This is a genomic window from Nocardioides sp. Leaf374 (assembly GCF_916862475.1).
Lineage (GTDB): Bacteria > Actinomycetota > Actinomycetes > Propionibacteriales > Nocardioidaceae > Nocardioides > Nocardioides kribbensis.
Genome location: NZ_CAKASO010000003.1, coordinates 80,806 through 97,313, shown reverse-complemented (window position 1 = coordinate 97,313; position 16,508 = coordinate 80,806). Strand labels below are relative to the sequence as shown.

The window sequence follows — 16,508 nt, the reverse complement described above, 5'->3', positions numbered from 1 at the left end:
GTGGTGCTCAGAGGAAGCCCACCTCGGTCATGAGGTCGACCACCGTCCGCGAGTCGAGGTCGGAGACGTCGACCCGGGGCGGCTGGAGCTCGTCGAAGGGCTTGACCGGGGGGTCGAGCCGGACGTCGGGGTTGAGGGGGTACTCCAGGGCGTAGCTGTCGGCCAGGGCCTGCTGGCCGGTCCGGTCCACCAGGAACTGCACGAACTTCTCGGCGTCGCTCGCGTCGTCGCTCGAGGCGAGCACGCCCGCGCCCGAGACGCTCACGAACGCACCGGGGTCCTCGTCGCCGAAGAAGTAGAGCGCGCTGTCGTCGCTGACGTCGCCGCCCTCGGCGAGGTCGCGGTACCAGTAGTAGTGGTAGATGATCCCGACCTCGGACTCACCGGAGTCGACCGCCTCGAGCACCACGTTGTTGCCGTCGTAGACCGTGCCGTTGGCCTTGATGCCCTCCAGCCACTCCCGCGTCGCGTCCTCGCCCTCGAGCTCCAGCACCGCGGCGACGATGGCCTGGAAGTCGGCGCCGGTGGGGGAGAAGGACAGGCGACCGGCCCACTCGGGGTCGGCGAGGTCGAGGATCGAGCTCGGCAGCTCGTCGGGGTCCACCAGGTCGGTGTTGTAGACGAGCACGGTCGAGCGCGCGACGAAGCCGGTCCACAGCCCGCTGGCGGGGCGGTACTGCTCCGGGATCGGGGCGACGAGGTCCTCGGGCAGCGGGGCGAACAGCCCGGCCTCCTCGACCTGGGACATGGCCGGGGAGTTCTCGGTGAGGAACACGTCGGCCGGCGACGCGTCGCCCTCCTGCACCAGCTGGTTGGACAGCTCGAGGTCCTTGCCGTTGCGCAGCTCGACCTCGATCCCCGTCTCCTCGGTGAACTGCGGCGCCAGCTCCTCGAGCAGCTGCTCGTGCTGGGCGTTGTAGACGGTGATGCTCGGCCCGTCGTCACCGCTGCAGGAGACCAGCGCGGGCGTGAGCAGCGCGAGCGCGAGGGCAGGAGCGAGCCGGGAGCGGCGGATCATGGGACCCCTTCGACGTCAGGTGAACCCCGTTCAAGTGAGGCGAGGCTTACCTACGTTACCGCACCCGAGTAGGACGGGCACAGGTCGTCCGGGCAGCAGCAGGGCCGCGGTCCTCCACGGTGCTGGAGGGCCGCGGCCCGGGGGTGTGCCCGTCCGGCTACGGGCGCCGGACGGTGGTGGCGCTGCTCAGGCGGTCTGCGGGAACCGCACGCCGGTGTTGGCGTGGCAGCGGTAGCCGTAGGGGTTCTTCGCGAGGTACTGCTGGTGCTGATCCTCGGCGTAGTAGTACGTCGGCACCTCGCGGATCTCGGTGGTGATCTCGCCGAGGCCGCGGCGGGCCAGCTCGTCACCGTAGACCTTCGTCAGCTCGCGCGCGGTCTGCTCCTGGGCGGGGGAGGTGTAGTAGATCGCCGAGCGGTACTGCGTGCCGACGTCGTTGCCCTGGCGCATGCCCTGGGTCGGGTCGTGCACCTCGAAGAAGGCCTTGACGAGGTCGGCGTAGGAGACCTGGGCGGGGTCGAAGACGACCCGCACGGCCTCGGTGTGGTTGGTGCGCCCCGAGCACACCTCCTCGTACGACGGGTTGGGCGTGTCGCCGCCGGCGTAGCCCACCGACGTCGACCAGACGCCGGGCGTCTTCCAGTAGATCTCCTCGGCTCCCCAGAAGCAGCCGAGGCCGAAGACGGCGACCTCGTAGCCCTCGGGGGCCTCGTCGATGCGCACGGGTGCGTCGAGCACGACGTGGCGCTCGGCGAGTCGGAAGGGGCTCTCGCTGCGACCGGGCAGGGTCTGCTCGGGAGCGATCAGGTCGGTCTGCTTGCGGGTGAAGAACACGGGACCTCCTCGGGTCGTTGCCTACGAGTGTGCAACACCGCCGGTGGCGCCGACCTTCCCGGCGAGCTCCCCTGATCGGGACCGATCCGGGGACCTTGGGCCGTTGACAGGGGCGGGTCGCGCGAGGAGGTTGGGGGCCGTCGCAGCCCGCGGAACCACCGGCTGCCACCTCACGACTTCTCGGGTGCCGAGCCTCGGCGCTCCTCAGGAGCCCCACCCGTCGCCCGCGGGCGCTCGCGCGCCCGCGGCGTACGCAGTCCTGTCCTGCCCGTGCCTCCGGCGCTGCGCGCCGGGTGAGCGAGGTGCTGTCGTGCCCGACGACCGTCGGCGCCGTGCCGACCCGCGCGCGCTGCTGCTCGACGCCGACGACCGGCCCACGCCGGTCTACCGGCGCTACCTCGAGCTGCAGCGCGAGTACGACGCCGCCGTGCGCCGACGCGACGAGGCGCGCGACCGCGCCCACCTGCGACCGGCCCTGCTGCAGGCCTGGCCGCAGGACTCCCGGGCCTGCACCGAGGCCGTCGACGCCGCCCTCGTGCGGTGGCAGGCGCTCGGGCACAAGGCGGAGGTCGAGGCCGCCCTCGACCAGCTCGCCGACCCACCCACCACGACCGATCCGCCCACTGGAGGACCCCACCATGCCTGACGTCCACGACATCCTGCGCGAGCTCGAGCTGAAGGCCGTCGGCCTCGACGAGGAGACCAAGAAGATGCAGGAGGGCTACTTCGTGGCCTTCCGCAGCGTCGGCCTGCCGATCCGCAAGGACGACTTCTACAACCCCTGGGACCCCATGGGCGGCAACCTCGCCAAGAACGCACCGGTCGTGCCGCCCCAGACCGATCCCGCTGCGGCGCCGACCACGGGAAGCAAGGCCCTGGACCCGGAGAAGCTCTACGACGACGCGCTGCTCGCCAACATCTCGCGCTCCCAGCGCACCTACCTCAACACCTTCATGCTCACCGACAGCAAGCTCAACATGAACGCCACCTACTCGGTCATGCCGGCCGCCAGCAAGGTCAGCGACTCCTGGTGGGCGATCATCACCGGCGCCAACGGGATCGCGGGCGACCTCGAGGCCAACGCCGAGCTCCAGGCCGGCTACGACCGCGCCCAGGCCACGCTGATGGACCCGGCCACCGGCGACCCGACCGCCCACTACGAGAAGTACCTCGACTACCAGGACGAGTATCGCTCGAAGGTCCGCAGCTGGAACAAGGCCTACGCCATCGTCTTCACCGATCCCGACCGCCGCCAGATGTGGCCCATCGAGGGCCGGCTCTACCACGAGGAGGCCAACGAGGCCTGGGACCGCTGGCAGAGCTTCGGGCACAAGCAGGAGATCGAGGACGCCATCGCCATCCTCTCGGCCCGCGGCACCGACCCGGCCATCGCCCTTATCGGGCGGGCCAAGAAGAAGCTCAACGACAACCTCTTCGAGTTCCCCGGCGTCGGGCTGATCCCGTGGACCGCCATGATCCCGGAGACCTGGGCCGACCCCGACAACGACGAGGGGTGGAACGAGTACGACAGCACGAAGAGCCACTCCGAGGAGCACTACCAGTCGTCGAGCACCTCCTACGGCGGGGGCGGCGGCTTCGACATCGGCTTCTGGAGCGCCTCGGCCAGCGTCGACCACTCCGAGTCGCACCAGGCCATGCAGATGCAGGGCAGCAACCTGGAGATCCGCTTCAGCTACTGCACCGTCGACATCTTCCGGCCGTGGATGGACACCTCGCTGCTCAACCTCGACAACTGGTTCCTCTTCGGCGACTACCCCGCCCACACGATCTCCGACGGCACCATGGCCCAGCAGACGCCCTCCACCAAGGAGCCGGCCTTCCTGCCCTCGGTGGTCACCAGCCTGATCCTGGTCAAGGACCTGCGCATCAAGTGGGACGACTGGAAGTCGCAGTGGGAGTCCGACAGCGCCACCACCAGCGTCTCGACGTCGGTGGGCTGGGGGCCGTTCGCGGTCAAGGGGCACTACGGCACCAGCGAGCACACCTTCGACGCCTCCTCCGACTACGAGAGCGAGGGTCTGACCGTGAAGGGCATCCAGCTGGTCGGCTACGTCTCGCAGATCAACCCGGCCTCCCCGCGCAAGAACGGCTTGGACTACCTCCAGCACGCGCCGGCGCCCGCGGACCCCGTCGCCGAGCCGGTCGCGACCCCTGCGCCGGCGCCTGCTCCGACTCCTGCGCCGACGCCTGCGCCGGCACCGGTGGCCACGCCGACGCCGGCTCCGGTGGCCACGCCGACGCCGACGCCCGCACCGGTCGCGACGCCCGCTCCGACGCCGGCCCCGACGCCGGCCCCGACGCCCGCTCCGACGCCCGCACCGGTCGCGACGCCTGCCCCGACGCCGGCCCCGACGCCCGCTCCGGACCCCGCGCCCGTCGCGACCCCTGCGCCGGCACCGGCCCCGGTCGCCCCCGCTCCGGCCAACGGCTGAGGAGCGCGGTCGAGGACGGAGGAGACGGCCATGGCCCTGTCGCTGGACGCGCTCCACCAGCCGATGAACGACTTCTTCCTGGAGCACTTCGCCACGGCGGCGTCGACCCACGTCGTCTTCCGCTTCGACCGCTTCGGATCGACGCTGTCCCCGAGCGACTTCGAGGACCCCGCCGACCCGGCGGCGGGCTGGAGCGCCGTGGTGGCGCGGGAGCGCTTCTCCGACCTGGTCAACCGGATCCCGGTGGACGCCGGCGACGGGGCCAGCGTGGTGATGACCTCCGACTCCGTCGACAGCCTCTGGTTCGACCGGCTCCTCGGCCCGGCGCAGCCCTACCTGGCCCCCGACGCCGGCGCCGAGGAGCGGGCCGAGGCGCTGCGTGTCTTCAGCCTGGTCAAGTCACGCGCCCTGCGGCTGTGGGAGGACCTCAGCCTCGAGTCCTCCTCCGGCCTGCGCAGCCGCTTCCGGGTGGCGGAGGCCAGCCCCTCCCGGTGGTCCGACCCGACCGCGCAGGAGGTGTGGACGAGCACGACCTTCCAGGTCGGCTCGCCCACCCCGCCCGACACGGGCACCGTCGAGCCCGTCGACCCGGAGGCCGAGCACCTGCAGTGGCGGCTGCGGGCCAGCAGCACGGTGCTCGCCGACGCGCTGGCCGCCCCCGACCTGACCGCGCTCCTGGTCGCCGAGCCCGCCCCGGTGAGCGCGGTCGCGGTCGCGCTCCGGGCCGAGCCGGCCCTGGCGCTCCGGGCCGAGCCCGCGCTGCGGGCGACGGCCCTGCGGCGCCTCGTCGAGACGGAGCCGGACACGGTCGCCCCTGCCGGGGCGAGCGTGGACGCGCCCCTGCTGGCGCGCGCCTTCGACACCGCCACCCTGCGCCTCGACCTCACCGAGCGGCTCCACGTGCGCCAGCTGGTGCAGGAGCAGGCGCCCAGCGAGGCCGTGACGACCTCGTCGGTCCGTGTCGAGCTGGAGTACTGCCTCGTCGACGTGCGCCGCGAGTGGCTGCTCGACTCGCTGGTCAACGACGACGGCTGGTGCATCCCCGGCTCGGTCGCGGGGGAGCTGACCGACCCCGCGCGTCGCGGCAGCCTCCCGCTCCTGCCGGTCGGCATGGTCGTCGTGCGGCGCCTCCACATCAGCGCCGCGTGGTCGGCGGCCGACCTCGCGCTGGCCCGCTCGGCGACGTCGTTCGGACCGTTCGACATCACCCCCGACCAGGCCACCGGTCGCCTCGACCACGAGGGGCCGCAGGTGATCGGGTGGATGCTCCAGCAGCTGCCCCCGCTCCCGCCGCAGCCCGTGCTCGCCCCCGACCGGGCGGAGCCGGTCGTGGAGTCGGTCGTGGAGCCGGCCGAGCCCGGCACCGCCGAGCCGCGCACCCACACCGTGCGGCGCGGCGACACGCTCTGGGCGATCGCCCAGGCGGCGTACGGCGACGGCGCGCGGTGGCCGGAGATCGCCCACGCCAACGGCGAGCTCGACCCGGCCGCCCTGCAGGTCGGCGCCGTACTGACCCTGCCCTGACCCGTCCTGACCTGACCCTGTCCGACCCGTGCACCGATCCAGAGAGAAGCCACCACCATGGACGAACCAGACCTCAGCGCAGGATCCAGCGGGGAGTGGGTGACCTACCTCCAGCAGCTGCTGCAGCAGGCCGGCTACCTCGCCACCGAGCCCGACGGCGACTTCGGCCCCGCGACCGAGGGCGCCGTGCGCGACTTCCAGGCCGCCCAGGGCCTCGACGCCGACGGCGCGGTCGGGCCCCTGACCTGGGCCGCGCTCACCGGCAGTGTCGCGCCCGAGACCCCGACCGACCCCGAGCCGGTGCCCGACCCCGGGCCCGACCTCGGCGCGGAGACCGGCGATGTGCCGATCTCGCTGCAGGAGGCCGGGGCGCCGGCGAGCCTGTCGGAGTGGACCGACGAGCAGAAGGAGGCCTTCTTCGAGGGCACGGTGACCTCCCAGGTGACCGCCGAGGCCGAGCCCGAGCCGGTCGAGGTGCTGGCCATGTCCGACGCCGGGAGCTCCGACGGAGGTGTCGTCGCATGAGCGCCGACATGGTCGTCAACGTGGCCAAGGCCGCGTGGGAGGTCTTCAAGGACGGGGCGCCGTCGGGGGAGATCACCTCCTCCACCGCCAACGCCGTGCCCCAGGTCGACGACTGGCAGACCCTCGCGGGGGCGCGCGGTCCGATGGCGATCCGTGGCCACTGGGAGCGGCTGTGCGCCTGGCCCTTCGAGGACTACGTCGTCGCCGACTTCACCTTCCTGCTCAAGTGGGACTACGCCGCGACCTACCGCGGCGGCGGCGCCTTCATCCCCAACCTGTGGCTGGAGGTGCCCAGCTACGACATCTTCTGGGGCCAGCACCTCGACCTGCGCCTGACGGTGCGCAACCCCACCAACGCCGGCACGCCGCAGGCACCGCTGGCCCGGCTGCCCGTCACCATCGCCGGCACGGCCAGCAACGGCCTGCGCAACCTGCACGTCGAGTGGGGCCTCACCGTCTTCGGCGACGGCACCTGGCAGGAGGCCTGAGCCGCGGTCGGCGCCGCGCGCGCGGGCCGGCGGGCGCTAACCTCGAGCGGTGAGCGAGCAGCAGCACCCGAGCAAGGCGGGCTTCGAGACCCGCGCCATCCACGCCGGCTACGAGCCCGACCCGACCACGGGCGCGGTGATCCCGCCGATCTACGCCACGTCGACCTACAAGCAGGACGGCGTGGGCGGACTGCGCGGTGGCTACGAGTACTCCCGCTCGGCCAACCCGACCCGCACCGCCCTCGAGGGCAACCTGGCCGCGCTCGAGGAGGGGGAGCGGGCCTTCGCCTTCGCCTCCGGCCTCGCCGCCGAGGACACCCTGGTGCGCGCGCTGTGCCGTCCCGGCGACCACGTGGTCATCCCCGACGACGCCTACGGCGGCACGTTCCGGCTCTTCGACAAGGTCGAGCGGGCCTGGGGCCTGGAGCACAGCCCGGCGCCGGTCTCCGACGTCGACGCCGTGCGCGCGGCGATCCGCCCGGGCAGCACCCGCCTGGTCTGGGTCGAGACCCCCACCAACCCGCTGCTCACCATCGGTGACATCGAGGCCCTGGCCGCGGTCGCCCACGACGCCGGGGCGCTGCTGGTCGTCGACAACACCTTCGCCTCGCCCTACCTCCAGCAGCCGCTGACCCTCGGTGCGGACGTGGTGGTGCACTCGACCACGAAGTACTGCGGCGGGCACTCCGACGTCGTCGGCGGCGCGCTCGTGGTGCGCGACCTCGACGTCGCCGAGAAGGTCGCCTTCCACCAGAACGCCATCGGTGCGGTGGCCGGCCCCTTCGACGCCTGGCTGACCCTGCGCGGGCTCAAGACCCTCGCGCTGCGCATGGACCGCCACTGCGACAACGCCGAGAAAGTCGTCGACTTCCTCCTCGACCACCCGCGCGTGGAGGAGGTGGTCTACCCCGGCCTGGCCTCCCACCCCGGTCACGAGATCGCCTCGCGCCAGATGCGCCGGTACGGCGGGATGGTGTCGTTCCGGGTCGCGGGAGGGGTCGACGCCGCGCTGTCGGTCTGCGAGCGCACCGAGGTCTTCACCCTCGGGGAGTCGCTGGGCGGGGTCGAGTCGCTCATCGAGCACCCGGGCCGGATGACCCACGCCAGCGTCGCCGGCACCGACCTGGAGGTGCCCGCCGACCTGATCCGGATCAGCGTCGGCATCGAGACCGCCGACGACCTGCTCGCCGACCTCGACCGCGCCCTGGGCTGACCCCTCCGGACGAGCACCCCGCCCCGGTCGGGGCGGGGTGGTGCGGCGGATAGCCTGCGGTGGTGGACGACGACGCACGACCGGCCGAGGCCCCGGACGGCGCCGAGGGCGACCTCGGGGGTGCGGAGAGCGCCGAGGTGCGCCGGCGGCGTGCGTTGCGCCGGGCCCGCGCCGACACCGAGCGCGACGAGGGGCTGGCGGCGCGGCTGGCCCAGCAGTGGGCGGCGCTGCGCGACGAGCGGGAGCGGCGGCTGACGCCGGCCCCGATCACGCCGGGCCGGTCGAACTTCACCCGCGCCCAGGTGCCGTGGGGCGTCGACCTCGCCGCGGCCTGGTCGTGGCGCTTCCTGGTGATCGTCGCCGCCGGCGCCGTGGTCGCCTGGACGCTGGGCTACTTCGCGGTGGTCGTGCTGCCGCTCGCCGTCGCGCTGCTCATCAGCGCCCTGGTCGTGCCGGTCGTCGACCTGCTCCAGCGGGTCGGACTGCCCCGCGGGCTGGCGGCGCTGCTGGTGGTGCTCGGCACGCTGGCCCTCGTGGGCTCGCTGCTGACCTTCGCCACCCAGCAGGTCGCCAACGGCGCGACCGACCTGGCCGAGCAGACGGTCGCGGGGCTCGGGGAGATCCGGACCTGGCTCAAGGAGGGGCCGCTCAACGCCAGCGACACCCAGATCAACGACTACCTCGACCAGGCCCAGCAGGCCATCCGGGCCCAGAGCGACGGCGGCGAGCTCACAGCCCGGATCACCGAGGTCGGCACGGCGGTGGGGCACGTGTTCGCCGGCTTCTTCATCGTGCTCTTCTCCTTCTACTTCTTCCTCGCCGACGGGGAGCGCATCTGGGCCTGGATCGTGCGGCTGACCCCGCGCGCCGCCCGCGCCCACGTCGACGGCTCCGGTCGCGTGGCCTGGATCTCCCTGACGCAGTTCGTGCGGGCCACGGTCATCGTGGCCGCGGTCGACGCGCTCGGCATCGCGCTGGGCGCCGCCGTGCTCCAGGTGCCCTTCGTGCTGGCCATCGGCTTGCTGGTCTTCCTCGGTGCCTTCGTGCCGATGATCGGTGCCACCATCGCCGGCAGCGTCGCCGTGCTCGTGGCCCTGGTCGACCAGGGACCCGTCACCGCGCTGCTCATGCTCGGCGTGATCATCCTCGTGCAGCAGGTCGAGGGCCACGTGCTGCAGCCCTTCCTGATGGGACGCTGGGTCTCGGTGCACCCGCTCGGCGTCATCGTCGCGATCGCCGCGGGCGTGCTCGTCGCCGGGATCGCCGGGGCGCTGGTGGCGGTGCCGCTGGCCGCCGCCGTCAACGCGGTGGTCCAGCACCTCGCGGCGAGCACGGTGGTCGGTGACGACCCGGTGGAGGCGCTCGAGGACGACTACGAGGTGACGGGCGAGCAGCCCGCCGTGACCCAGGAGGACGCATGACCGACCAGGCGGACGCCCCCGTCGAGCAGGCCGAGCCGGTGGAGCCGGCGGGCCCCGGGGTGCCGCTGGGCCCCGTGCCGCCGGTGCCGGAGGTGACGCTGGCCGACATCGAGGCCGCCCGGGAGGTGCTCGAGGGCACGGCCATCGTCACGCCCATGGAGGAGTCGCGGTGGCTCTCGGCCATCGCCGGCGGCCGGGTCGGGCTCAAGTGCGAGAACCTCCAGCGCACGGGCTCGTTCAAGGCCCGTGGCGCCTTCGTGCGGATCAGCCGGCTCAGCGCCGAGGAGCGCGCCCGCGGCGTGGTCGCGGCCTCGGCCGGCAACCACGCCCAGGGCGTCGCGCTGGCGGCGCAGCAGCTCGGCATCGCCGCCACCGTCTTCATGCCCGAGGGGGCCCCGATCCCCAAGGAGCGGGCGACCCGCGGCTACGGTGCCGACGTCGTCTTCTCCGGGCGCTACCTCGAGGACGCCCTCGAGGCGGCGCGCGCCTTCGCCGAGCGCACCGGCGCGGTGATGATCCACCCCTTCGACCACGTCGACGTCGTCGCGGGCCAGGGCACCGTGGGCCTGGAGCTGCTCGAGCAGATGCCCGACGTGCGCACCGTGGTCGTGCCCACCGGGGGTGGCGGGCTCCTCGCGGGCATCGCGCTCGCGGTCAAGGCCGCACGGCCCGACGTACGGGTCGTGGGGGTGCAGGCCAAGGACGCCGCGGCCTACCCCGGCTCCCTGGAGCGGGGCCGGCCCACGCCGCTGGAGCACATGCGCACCATGGCCGACGGCATCGCCGTGGGCCGCCCGGGCGACATCACCTTCGCGGCCGTGCGCGACCACGTCGACGAGGTCGTCACGGTGAGCGAGGACCTGCTCGCCCGGGCCCTCCTGGCGCTGGTGGAGCGGGCCAAGATGGTCGTCGAGCCGGCCGGCGCCGCGGCCGTGGCGGCGATCCTCGACCACCCCGAGCGCTTCGAGACGCCCGCGGTCGCGGTGCTGTCCGGGGGCAACGTCGACCCGCTGCTGCTCGGCAAGGTGATCCGCCACGGCATGGCCGCGGCCGGGCGCTACCTCAACCTCCAGGTGACCATCCCCGACGCTCCGGGCGGCCTGGCCCAGCTGCTGACCGAGGTCGGCGCCACCGGCTCGAACGTGCTCGAGGTCGCCCACGAGCGGATCTCGCCGTCGTTGGGCATGGACGAGGTCACCGTGCAGCTGCAGCTGGAGACCCGGGGCGCGGAGCACTCCGCCCTGGTGCTGGCCCGGATGCGCGAACGCGGCTACCGCGTCGTCGAGTGAGGCTCGACGCGGCAGCCGCGCTGGCGGTGCTGGGCCCCGGGGGAGCGCCCGGGCGTTGATCAGCCGGTGTAGGGCACCGCGTCGACGATGACGACCTGGAGCTCCTTGCCGTTGGGTGCGACGTAGGAGACCGTGTCGCCCTTCGAGGCGCCGATGATCGCGGAGCCGAGGGGCGACTGCGGGGAGTAGACCTTGAGGTCGCTGTCCTCGTCCTCCATCTCGCGCGCGCCCAGCAGGAAGGTCTCGGCCTCGTCGTCGTCGTCGCCGACGAACTTGTAGGTCACCTTCATGCCGGGGGAGACGGTGCCGTCGTCCTCGGGGGTCTCGCCCACCTCGGCGCGACGCAGCATGTCCTCGAGCTGGCGGATGCGGCCCTCGATGCGGCCCTGCTCCTCGCGGGCGGCGTGGTAGCCGCTGTTCTCCTTGAGGTCGCCCTCGTCGCGCGCGGCGCTGATCTTGTCGATGATCTCCTGGCGCACGGGGCCCTTGAGCTCGTCGAGCTCGGCCTGCAGCTTGTCGAAGCCCTGCTGCGTGAGCCAGATCGTGCCCTGCTCGGTCGACTGCGTCATGGGTGTACTCCTGCGGGTGAGCGGCTGCGGCCGTGCCGCGTGCTCGTCGATGGTGGATCGGTCATGCCGTCCCCGGTCGGTCGGCGAAGGACCCCGGATCGTCTGTGCTGGGCCCCGTGCCGGACGGCCCTGCGGACGGTCAGAAGAGGGAGTTTACCCCTATCCGGGGCGGCACGGGCGGATCCCCGCCGGCGGGGGTGGCTCAGCGGGGGCGGGGCTGGCCCTCGGCGGTGCAGCCGATCTTCTCCACCGAGGTGGCCATCCGCTCGGTGCGGATGGTGAGGTCGAGGCGGCCCGAGGACTCGGGGGTGAAGGCCAGCTCGCCCACCGTGGAGTGGTCCTCGGCGAAGGCGCGCAGCAGGCAGTCGGCCTCGACGTCGGCGTCGCGCAGGTCGACCTGCACGGTGGCGTCGACGGTGTGCTGGTCGACGGTGTCGAAGGTGACCAGCTCGGAGGTCACCGGCGGGTCGGCGTGGGCCACCGTGGTCCAGGTCAGCCAGCCGCCGAAGACCAGCACCACCACCGCGACCAGCGCGAGGAGCGCACGCCGTCGCCAGGGCGCAGGCGCGCCGTACCGTTGGGTCATCAGGTCGGTGGAGCTCACCCCACCAGGGTGACACGCGGGTCCAGGGCGCTGCGCCGGTGCCCCGGCGCGACGGGGGAGCGGCCCACCTAGACTCGGGCCCATGTCGCAGTCGCACGCCACCGGACCCCGCGCGGGCCTCCGGCTCATGCACGTCCACGCCCACCCCGACGACGAGTCGAGCAAGGGCGCGGCCTCGACCGCGCGCTACGTCGCCGAGGGCGCCGAGGTGCACGTGGTCACCTGCACCGGCGGCGAGCGCGGCTCGATCCTCAACCCCAAGATGGACCGCCCCGACATCCTCCAGAACATCTCCGAGGTGCGACGCCAGGAGATGGAGCGGGCGCGCGACATCCTCGGGATCACCCAGCACTGGCTCGGATTCGTCGACTCCGGCTGGCCCGAGGGCGACCCGAAGCCCCCGCTGCCCGAGGGGTGCTTCGGCCTGGCCCCCCTGGAGGAGGCCACCGAGCGTCTGGTGCGGCTGATCCGCTCGGTCCGCCCGCACGTGCTCACCACCTACGACGAGCGCGGCGGCTACCCCCACCCCGACCACGTGCGCTGCCACGAGGTGTCGGTGGCCGCCTTCGAGGCCGCCGCCGATCCCGAGCGCTTCCCCGAGGCCGGCGCCGCCTGGCAGGTCGCCAAGCTCTACTACCACCACTCCTTCAACCGCGAGCGCATGCAGCGCCTGCACGACGCCACCGTGGCCCACGGTCTGGAGTCGCCGTGGGGCGAGCGGCTCAAGGAGTGGAAGCCGGAGCCGGAGTGGGACGCCCGGGTCACCACCAAGGTGCCCTGCGGCGACTTCTTCGGCGTGCGCGACCAGGCACTGCTGGCCCACGCCACCCAGATCGACCCCGACGGGCACTGGTTCGCCATCCCGCGCGAGGTGCAGGTCGACGTGTGGCCCACCGAGGACTTCGAGCTGGTTACCGCCCACGTGTCCTCGGCCACGCCGGAGGACGACCTCTTCGCGGGCGTCGACGCCTCCTACGACGGCTCCTGAGAGGATGGCGTCATGGTGACCACGCTCGGATCGCAGCTCAGCCTCCAGCTCACCGCGCTCGTCCTGCGGGTCGCCGACCCGACGCCCGAGCCCGAGGACGTCAAGGCCGGGTGGCCTGCGCTCGGACTCTTCCTGCTCCTCGTCGGCTTCGTGGTCTTCCTGTTCTTCAGCCTCGTCAAGCGGCTGCGCAACGTGGAGACGGCGCGCAAGACCGGCGTCTACGGCGACGCCCCCGAGACCGACGGGACTCCTAACGAGACGGGAGCGGACCCGGCGGTCGACCCGGCCACGGAGCCGGGCGGCGACCCCTCGGGCGAGCGCGGCGACGCGCCGCCGACGCCCCGGGCCTGAGGCCCGACGCGCCGCGGCTGCGGGTCGCTATGTGCTGCCGGCTCAGCCCTGGCCGGCGCCGGGCTGCTGCTGCTGCTCGGCGAACTGCTTGCGCACGTCGTCCATGTCGAGGGCGCGCACCGCGCCGATGACCTGGTCCAGCGCCGGTGCGGGCAGCGCCCCGGGCTGGGCGAAGACGAGGATGCCCTCGCGGAAGGCCATCAGGGTGGGGATCGACTGGATCCCTGCCGCGGCGGCCAGCTCCTGCTGCTCCTCGGTGTTGATCGAGCCGAAGGTGATGTCGGGGTTGGCCTCGGAGGCCGCCTCGTAGGTCGGCGCGAACTGCTTGCACGGGCCGCACCAGCTGGCCCAGAAGTCGACGAGCAGGATGTCGTCGCCCTGCACGTGGGTGGTGAAGTTGTCCCCGGTCAGCTCGATGGTGGCCATGCCCCCACCGTACGTCGGGCACGCGCCGGGCCCCACCGCCCCGGTGGGTGGGCGGCGGGTGGGCCGCCCGGGGTGTCGCCTCAGTCGACCACGTGGCCGTGGGGTCGGCCGGGGTCGTCGTAGGCCGGGTCGTCGCGACCGGCGCGCAGCGCCTCGAGCTGGGCGCACACCGCGACGCCGTAGAAGAACGACACCGAGCTCATCAGCGACCACAGCAGCAGCGCCACGATGCCCGCGAGGGGGCCGTAGGTGCTGCCGAAGGAGTCGCTGAGCCCGACGTAGGCCGCCAGGCCCACGGTGGCCAGCATGCTGAGCGCCACCGCGACCACCCCGCCGAGGGCCAGCCAGCTCAGCGCGGGCTGCCGGCGTCGCGGCGCGTGGTCGAGCAGCACGGCGATGGTGAGGACGCCGAGCGCGACCCCGACCGGCCAGCGCAGCACGTTCCACGTGGTCCGTGAGGCCTCCGACCAGCCGTAGGCCTCGGTCACGGCGTCGGCGAAGGCACCGCCGGCCACGAGCAGCAGGAAGGCCAGGGCCGCAGGTGCGGCGAGCAGCGCGGTGAGCACGGCGGCCCGGCCGTACTTGGCCCGCGCGGGCCGGTCGCGACGGATGCCGTAGATGCGGTTGGCACCGCGCTCGACCTGCGCCATGGCCGTGGTCATCGACACCAGGGAGAGCAGCAGGCCGAGGACGAGCGCGACCTCTCCGGCCTCCTCGCTGGAGTCGGAGCCGGAGACCGCCCCGGCCAGGGCGTCGCCCGAGCCGCTGCCCGGCGAGACGCCGTCGATGGTGGCGGCCATGACCGCGGCCACGCGCTCCTGGTCGACGTCGGCGGCCAGGCCGGTGAGGGCGAGCAGGAAGGGCACGACGGCGAGGCAGGCCTGCAGGGCCAGGGCCCGGCTGTTGGTGAAGCCGTCGCCGTAGCGGAACCGCACGAAGGCACCGACCGCGACGGCCTTGAGCCCGTGGCGGCGCGCGAGGTGCCAGGCGTCCTCGGCGTCGAGCTCGTCACCGTCGAGCTCGACGGTCACCGGCACGAGGCGGGCGGTGGTCACGGCTTCGGTCCCTTGCCCGGCTTCGGTCCCTTGTCGGCGGGCCCCTGGCCGGGTCCCTTGCCGGGCTTCGGGCCCGGTCCCTCGTCGGGCTCGTCCTCGTCGGGCTCCTCCTCGTCCGGCTCCTCCTCGTCGGGCTCGTCCTCGTCGGGCTCGTCCTCGTCGGGCCCGCCCGCGTCGGTGGAGGGGGACGCGGTCGGCGTGGGGGTGGGCGTGGGGGTCGTCGACGACCCGGGCGCGGTGTCGTCGGCCTCCTCCACTGCCTCCAGGGCCGCCTCGAGGCGGTCGGCGGCGCGCTCGATCCGCTCCTGCTCGGCGGCGGTGAGCTCGCTGGCGTCAGCGGCCTCGTCGGCGGCGTCGCGCAGCGCGTCGAGCGCGTCGAGACCCGCGTCGACGTCGCGGGCCACCAGCGCGTCGTCGACCGCGGCGAGGGCGTCGGTGACGGCCGCGGGAGGCCCGGTGGTGCTCTCCTCGCCGCAGCCGAGCAGGCCCGCGCCGAGCAGCGCGAGCGTGCCCAGCGCGAGGGCGCCGCGGCTGCGGGCGCCCGGGCGCACGGGGCTCATCGGCCGGCCTCCCCGACCGCGTCGTGGAGGTCCTCCAGCGGGCTCTGGAGCCGGGCCGGCACGTCGCCGGGGGCGGGGTCGACCTCGGCGGGGGGCTCGGCGCCCCCGGTGGAGGCCAGGGCCGCGACCACGAGGAGGAGCACGATGCCGGCGAGCGCCCCGGCCAGGCCCTTCTGGTGCGGCTCGAGCGCGGCCAGGCGTGCCCCCGGGCCCCGGCGGGGTCGGCCCGGGCCGCCCGTCGGCGGGTGCAGCGGCGGCGGGGGAGGCGTGGCGGGCCCGGGGGGTCTGGCGGGTGGGGGAGACCCGGGCGACGCGACCGGCGCGGTGAGCACGGCGGTGCGCGCGGGCTCGACGTACGGCGGCGGGCCGGGCGGACCCGAGGGCGGGCCCTGGCGCAGCGCACCCAGCCGGGCGGCCACCTGGGCGGTGCTCGGCCGCGCGGCCGGGTCGGCCGCGGTCATGGCGTGCAGCAGGTCGGACCAGCCCGGCGGGAGGTCGGCGGGCACCGGGGGCGGGCGGTGCAGCCGGGCCATGGCCGACTCGGTGGGGCTGCCGGGGTAGGCGCGCTCGCCGGTGAGCGCCTCGAGCAGCACCAGGCCCAGCGACCACACGTCGACGGAGGTGTCGAGCTCCTCGCCGCGCACCTGCTCCGGCGCGAGGTAGGCCGCCGTGCCCACGGCGGTGCCGGTCTGGGTGTGGCGCACGGTGTCGCCGATGAGTCGCGCGATGCCGAAGTCGGCCAGCTTGACCCGGCCGTCGGGGGCGAGCAGGACGTTGCCGGGCTTCACGTCGCGGTGCACGACGCCGCGGCCGTGGGCGTAGGAGAGGGCGTCGGCGACCTGCTGGCCGATCCGTGCCGTCTCCGCGGCGGGCAGCGGGCCGTCGGCCAGGCGGGCGCCGAGCGTGGGGCCCTCGACGAGCTCCATCACGAGGAAGGGGTGCTCGTCGTCGACCCCGGCGTCGAGCACGGTCACCAGGCCGCGGTGCGAGAGCCCCGCCAGGGTGCGGGCCTCGGCGGTGAAGCGGGCGCGGTCGCTGGCCTGGTCGGCGGTGCTGCGCAGCAGCTTGACCGCCACCTCGCGGGCCAGCACCGTGTCGGTCGCGCGGTGCACGTCGGCCATGCCGCCGCGTCCCAGGACCTCGCCGAGCCGGTAGCGGCCCGCGACCATCGTCGTCGTCACCCCGGGACC

At 73.8% G+C, this 16,508-nt stretch carries 18 protein-coding genes; 10 read left to right on the top strand and 8 right to left on the bottom strand.

The genetic code is table 11. The features are described 5' to 3' along the window. Positions 1 to 7: 7 nt before the first annotated feature. Together LPA27_RS02430 and msrA are read right to left on the bottom strand one after the other, a co-directional pair. Positions 8 to 1,018 carry an iron ABC transporter substrate-binding protein gene (locus LPA27_RS02430; RefSeq protein ID WP_228941374.1) on the bottom strand — a complete coding sequence of 337 codons (1,011 nt, stop codon included), beginning with the start codon at positions 1,016 to 1,018 and terminating at the stop codon, positions 8 to 10. 186 nt (positions 1,019 to 1,204) lie between these two features. Continuing rightward, the gene (gene msrA / locus LPA27_RS02425) at positions 1,205 to 1,852 is read right to left on the bottom strand and encodes a peptide-methionine (S)-S-oxide reductase MsrA (protein WP_228941373.1); all 648 of its coding nucleotides are present in this window, start codon (positions 1,850 to 1,852) and stop codon (positions 1,205 to 1,207) included. 310 nt (positions 1,853 to 2,162) lie between these two features. On the opposite strand from msrA, the gene LPA27_RS02420 reads away from it, so the two are divergent. The 8 genes from LPA27_RS02420 to ilvA all read left to right on the top strand — a co-directional run bounded on the left by LPA27_RS02420 (position 2,163) and on the right by ilvA (position 10,765). After that, complete coding sequence (locus LPA27_RS02420; protein ID WP_056862173.1) at positions 2,163 to 2,498, top strand: hypothetical protein; 336 nt, start codon at positions 2,163 to 2,165, stop codon at positions 2,496 to 2,498. Beyond that, positions 2,491 to 4,305, top strand: a complete 1,815-nt coding sequence (locus tag LPA27_RS02415; protein ID WP_228941372.1) for a hypothetical protein — start codon at positions 2,491 to 2,493, stop codon at positions 4,303 to 4,305. The genes LPA27_RS02420 and LPA27_RS02415 overlap by 8 nt, the downstream gene beginning before the upstream one ends. Positions 4,306 to 4,335: 30 nt before the next feature. Beyond that, on the top strand, positions 4,336 to 5,829 hold the full coding sequence (locus LPA27_RS02410) for a LysM peptidoglycan-binding domain-containing protein (protein WP_228941371.1): 1,494 nt from the start codon (positions 4,336 to 4,338) through the stop codon (positions 5,827 to 5,829). Positions 5,830 to 5,886: 57 nt separating this feature from the next. Beyond that, a complete protein-coding gene (locus LPA27_RS02405) occupies positions 5,887 to 6,354 on the top strand; it encodes a peptidoglycan-binding domain-containing protein (protein ID WP_228941370.1) in 468 nt (155 codons plus the stop codon). Further along, positions 6,351 to 6,842 carry a hypothetical protein gene (locus tag LPA27_RS02400; RefSeq protein WP_056862176.1) on the top strand — a complete coding sequence of 164 codons (492 nt, stop codon included), beginning with the start codon at positions 6,351 to 6,353 and terminating at the stop codon, positions 6,840 to 6,842. The genes LPA27_RS02405 and LPA27_RS02400 overlap by 4 nt, the downstream gene beginning before the upstream one ends. A 49-nt stretch (positions 6,843 to 6,891) precedes the next feature. Then, positions 6,892 to 8,055 carry a cystathionine gamma-synthase gene (locus LPA27_RS02395; RefSeq protein ID WP_056862177.1) on the top strand — a complete coding sequence of 388 codons (1,164 nt, stop codon included), beginning with the start codon at positions 6,892 to 6,894 and terminating at the stop codon, positions 8,053 to 8,055. Between the two features lie 62 nt (positions 8,056 to 8,117). Beyond that, positions 8,118 to 9,476, top strand: a complete 1,359-nt coding sequence (locus LPA27_RS02390) for an AI-2E family transporter (RefSeq protein WP_228941369.1) — start codon at positions 8,118 to 8,120, stop codon at positions 9,474 to 9,476. After that, positions 9,473 to 10,765 (top strand): threonine ammonia-lyase, encoded by a 1,293-nt coding sequence (gene ilvA, locus LPA27_RS02385; RefSeq protein ID WP_082499880.1) that lies wholly within the window; start codon positions 9,473 to 9,475, stop codon positions 10,763 to 10,765. Before LPA27_RS02390 ends, ilvA begins: the two co-directional genes overlap by 4 nt. Before the next feature lie 59 nt (positions 10,766 to 10,824). On the opposite strand, the gene greA is transcribed toward ilvA, so the two are convergent. Then, a complete protein-coding gene (gene greA / locus LPA27_RS02380; protein ID WP_056862178.1) occupies positions 10,825 to 11,334 on the bottom strand; it encodes a transcription elongation factor GreA in 510 nt (169 codons plus the stop codon). Positions 11,335 to 11,536: 202 nt separating this feature from the next. After that, positions 11,537 to 11,938: a DUF4307 domain-containing protein gene (locus tag LPA27_RS02375; protein WP_056862179.1), complete on the bottom strand. Its 402-nt coding sequence runs from the start codon at positions 11,936 to 11,938 to the stop codon at positions 11,537 to 11,539. Positions 11,939 to 12,020: 82 nt separating this feature from the next. On the opposite strand from LPA27_RS02375, the gene mca reads away from it, so the two are divergent. Then, complete coding sequence (gene mca / locus LPA27_RS02370; RefSeq protein WP_193662222.1) at positions 12,021 to 12,926, top strand: mycothiol conjugate amidase Mca; 906 nt, start codon at positions 12,021 to 12,023, stop codon at positions 12,924 to 12,926. Positions 12,927 to 12,938: 12 nt separating this feature from the next. Next, on the top strand, positions 12,939 to 13,277 hold the full coding sequence (locus tag LPA27_RS02365; RefSeq protein ID WP_228941368.1) for a hypothetical protein: 339 nt from the start codon (positions 12,939 to 12,941) through the stop codon (positions 13,275 to 13,277). Between the two features lie 42 nt (positions 13,278 to 13,319). Here LPA27_RS02365 and LPA27_RS02360 read toward each other — a convergent pair whose 3' ends face one another. The 4 genes from LPA27_RS02360 to LPA27_RS02345 all read right to left on the bottom strand — a co-directional run bounded on the left by LPA27_RS02360 (position 13,320) and on the right by LPA27_RS02345 (position 16,499). Beyond that, the gene (locus tag LPA27_RS02360) at positions 13,320 to 13,703 is read right to left on the bottom strand and encodes a thioredoxin family protein (RefSeq protein WP_228941367.1); all 384 of its coding nucleotides are present in this window, start codon (positions 13,701 to 13,703) and stop codon (positions 13,320 to 13,322) included. A gap of 80 nt (positions 13,704 to 13,783) precedes the next feature. Further along, complete coding sequence (locus LPA27_RS02355) at positions 13,784 to 14,758, bottom strand: YihY/virulence factor BrkB family protein (protein ID WP_228941366.1); 975 nt, start codon at positions 14,756 to 14,758, stop codon at positions 13,784 to 13,786. Beyond that, the gene (locus LPA27_RS02350) at positions 14,755 to 15,318 is read right to left on the bottom strand and encodes a hypothetical protein (RefSeq protein WP_228941365.1); all 564 of its coding nucleotides are present in this window, start codon (positions 15,316 to 15,318) and stop codon (positions 14,755 to 14,757) included. The genes LPA27_RS02355 and LPA27_RS02350 overlap by 4 nt, the downstream gene beginning before the upstream one ends. Then, positions 15,315 to 16,499: a serine/threonine-protein kinase gene (locus LPA27_RS02345; protein ID WP_228941364.1), complete on the bottom strand. Its 1,185-nt coding sequence runs from the start codon at positions 16,497 to 16,499 to the stop codon at positions 15,315 to 15,317. The genes LPA27_RS02350 and LPA27_RS02345 overlap by 4 nt, the downstream gene beginning before the upstream one ends. Positions 16,500 to 16,508: the final 9 nt, after the last annotated feature.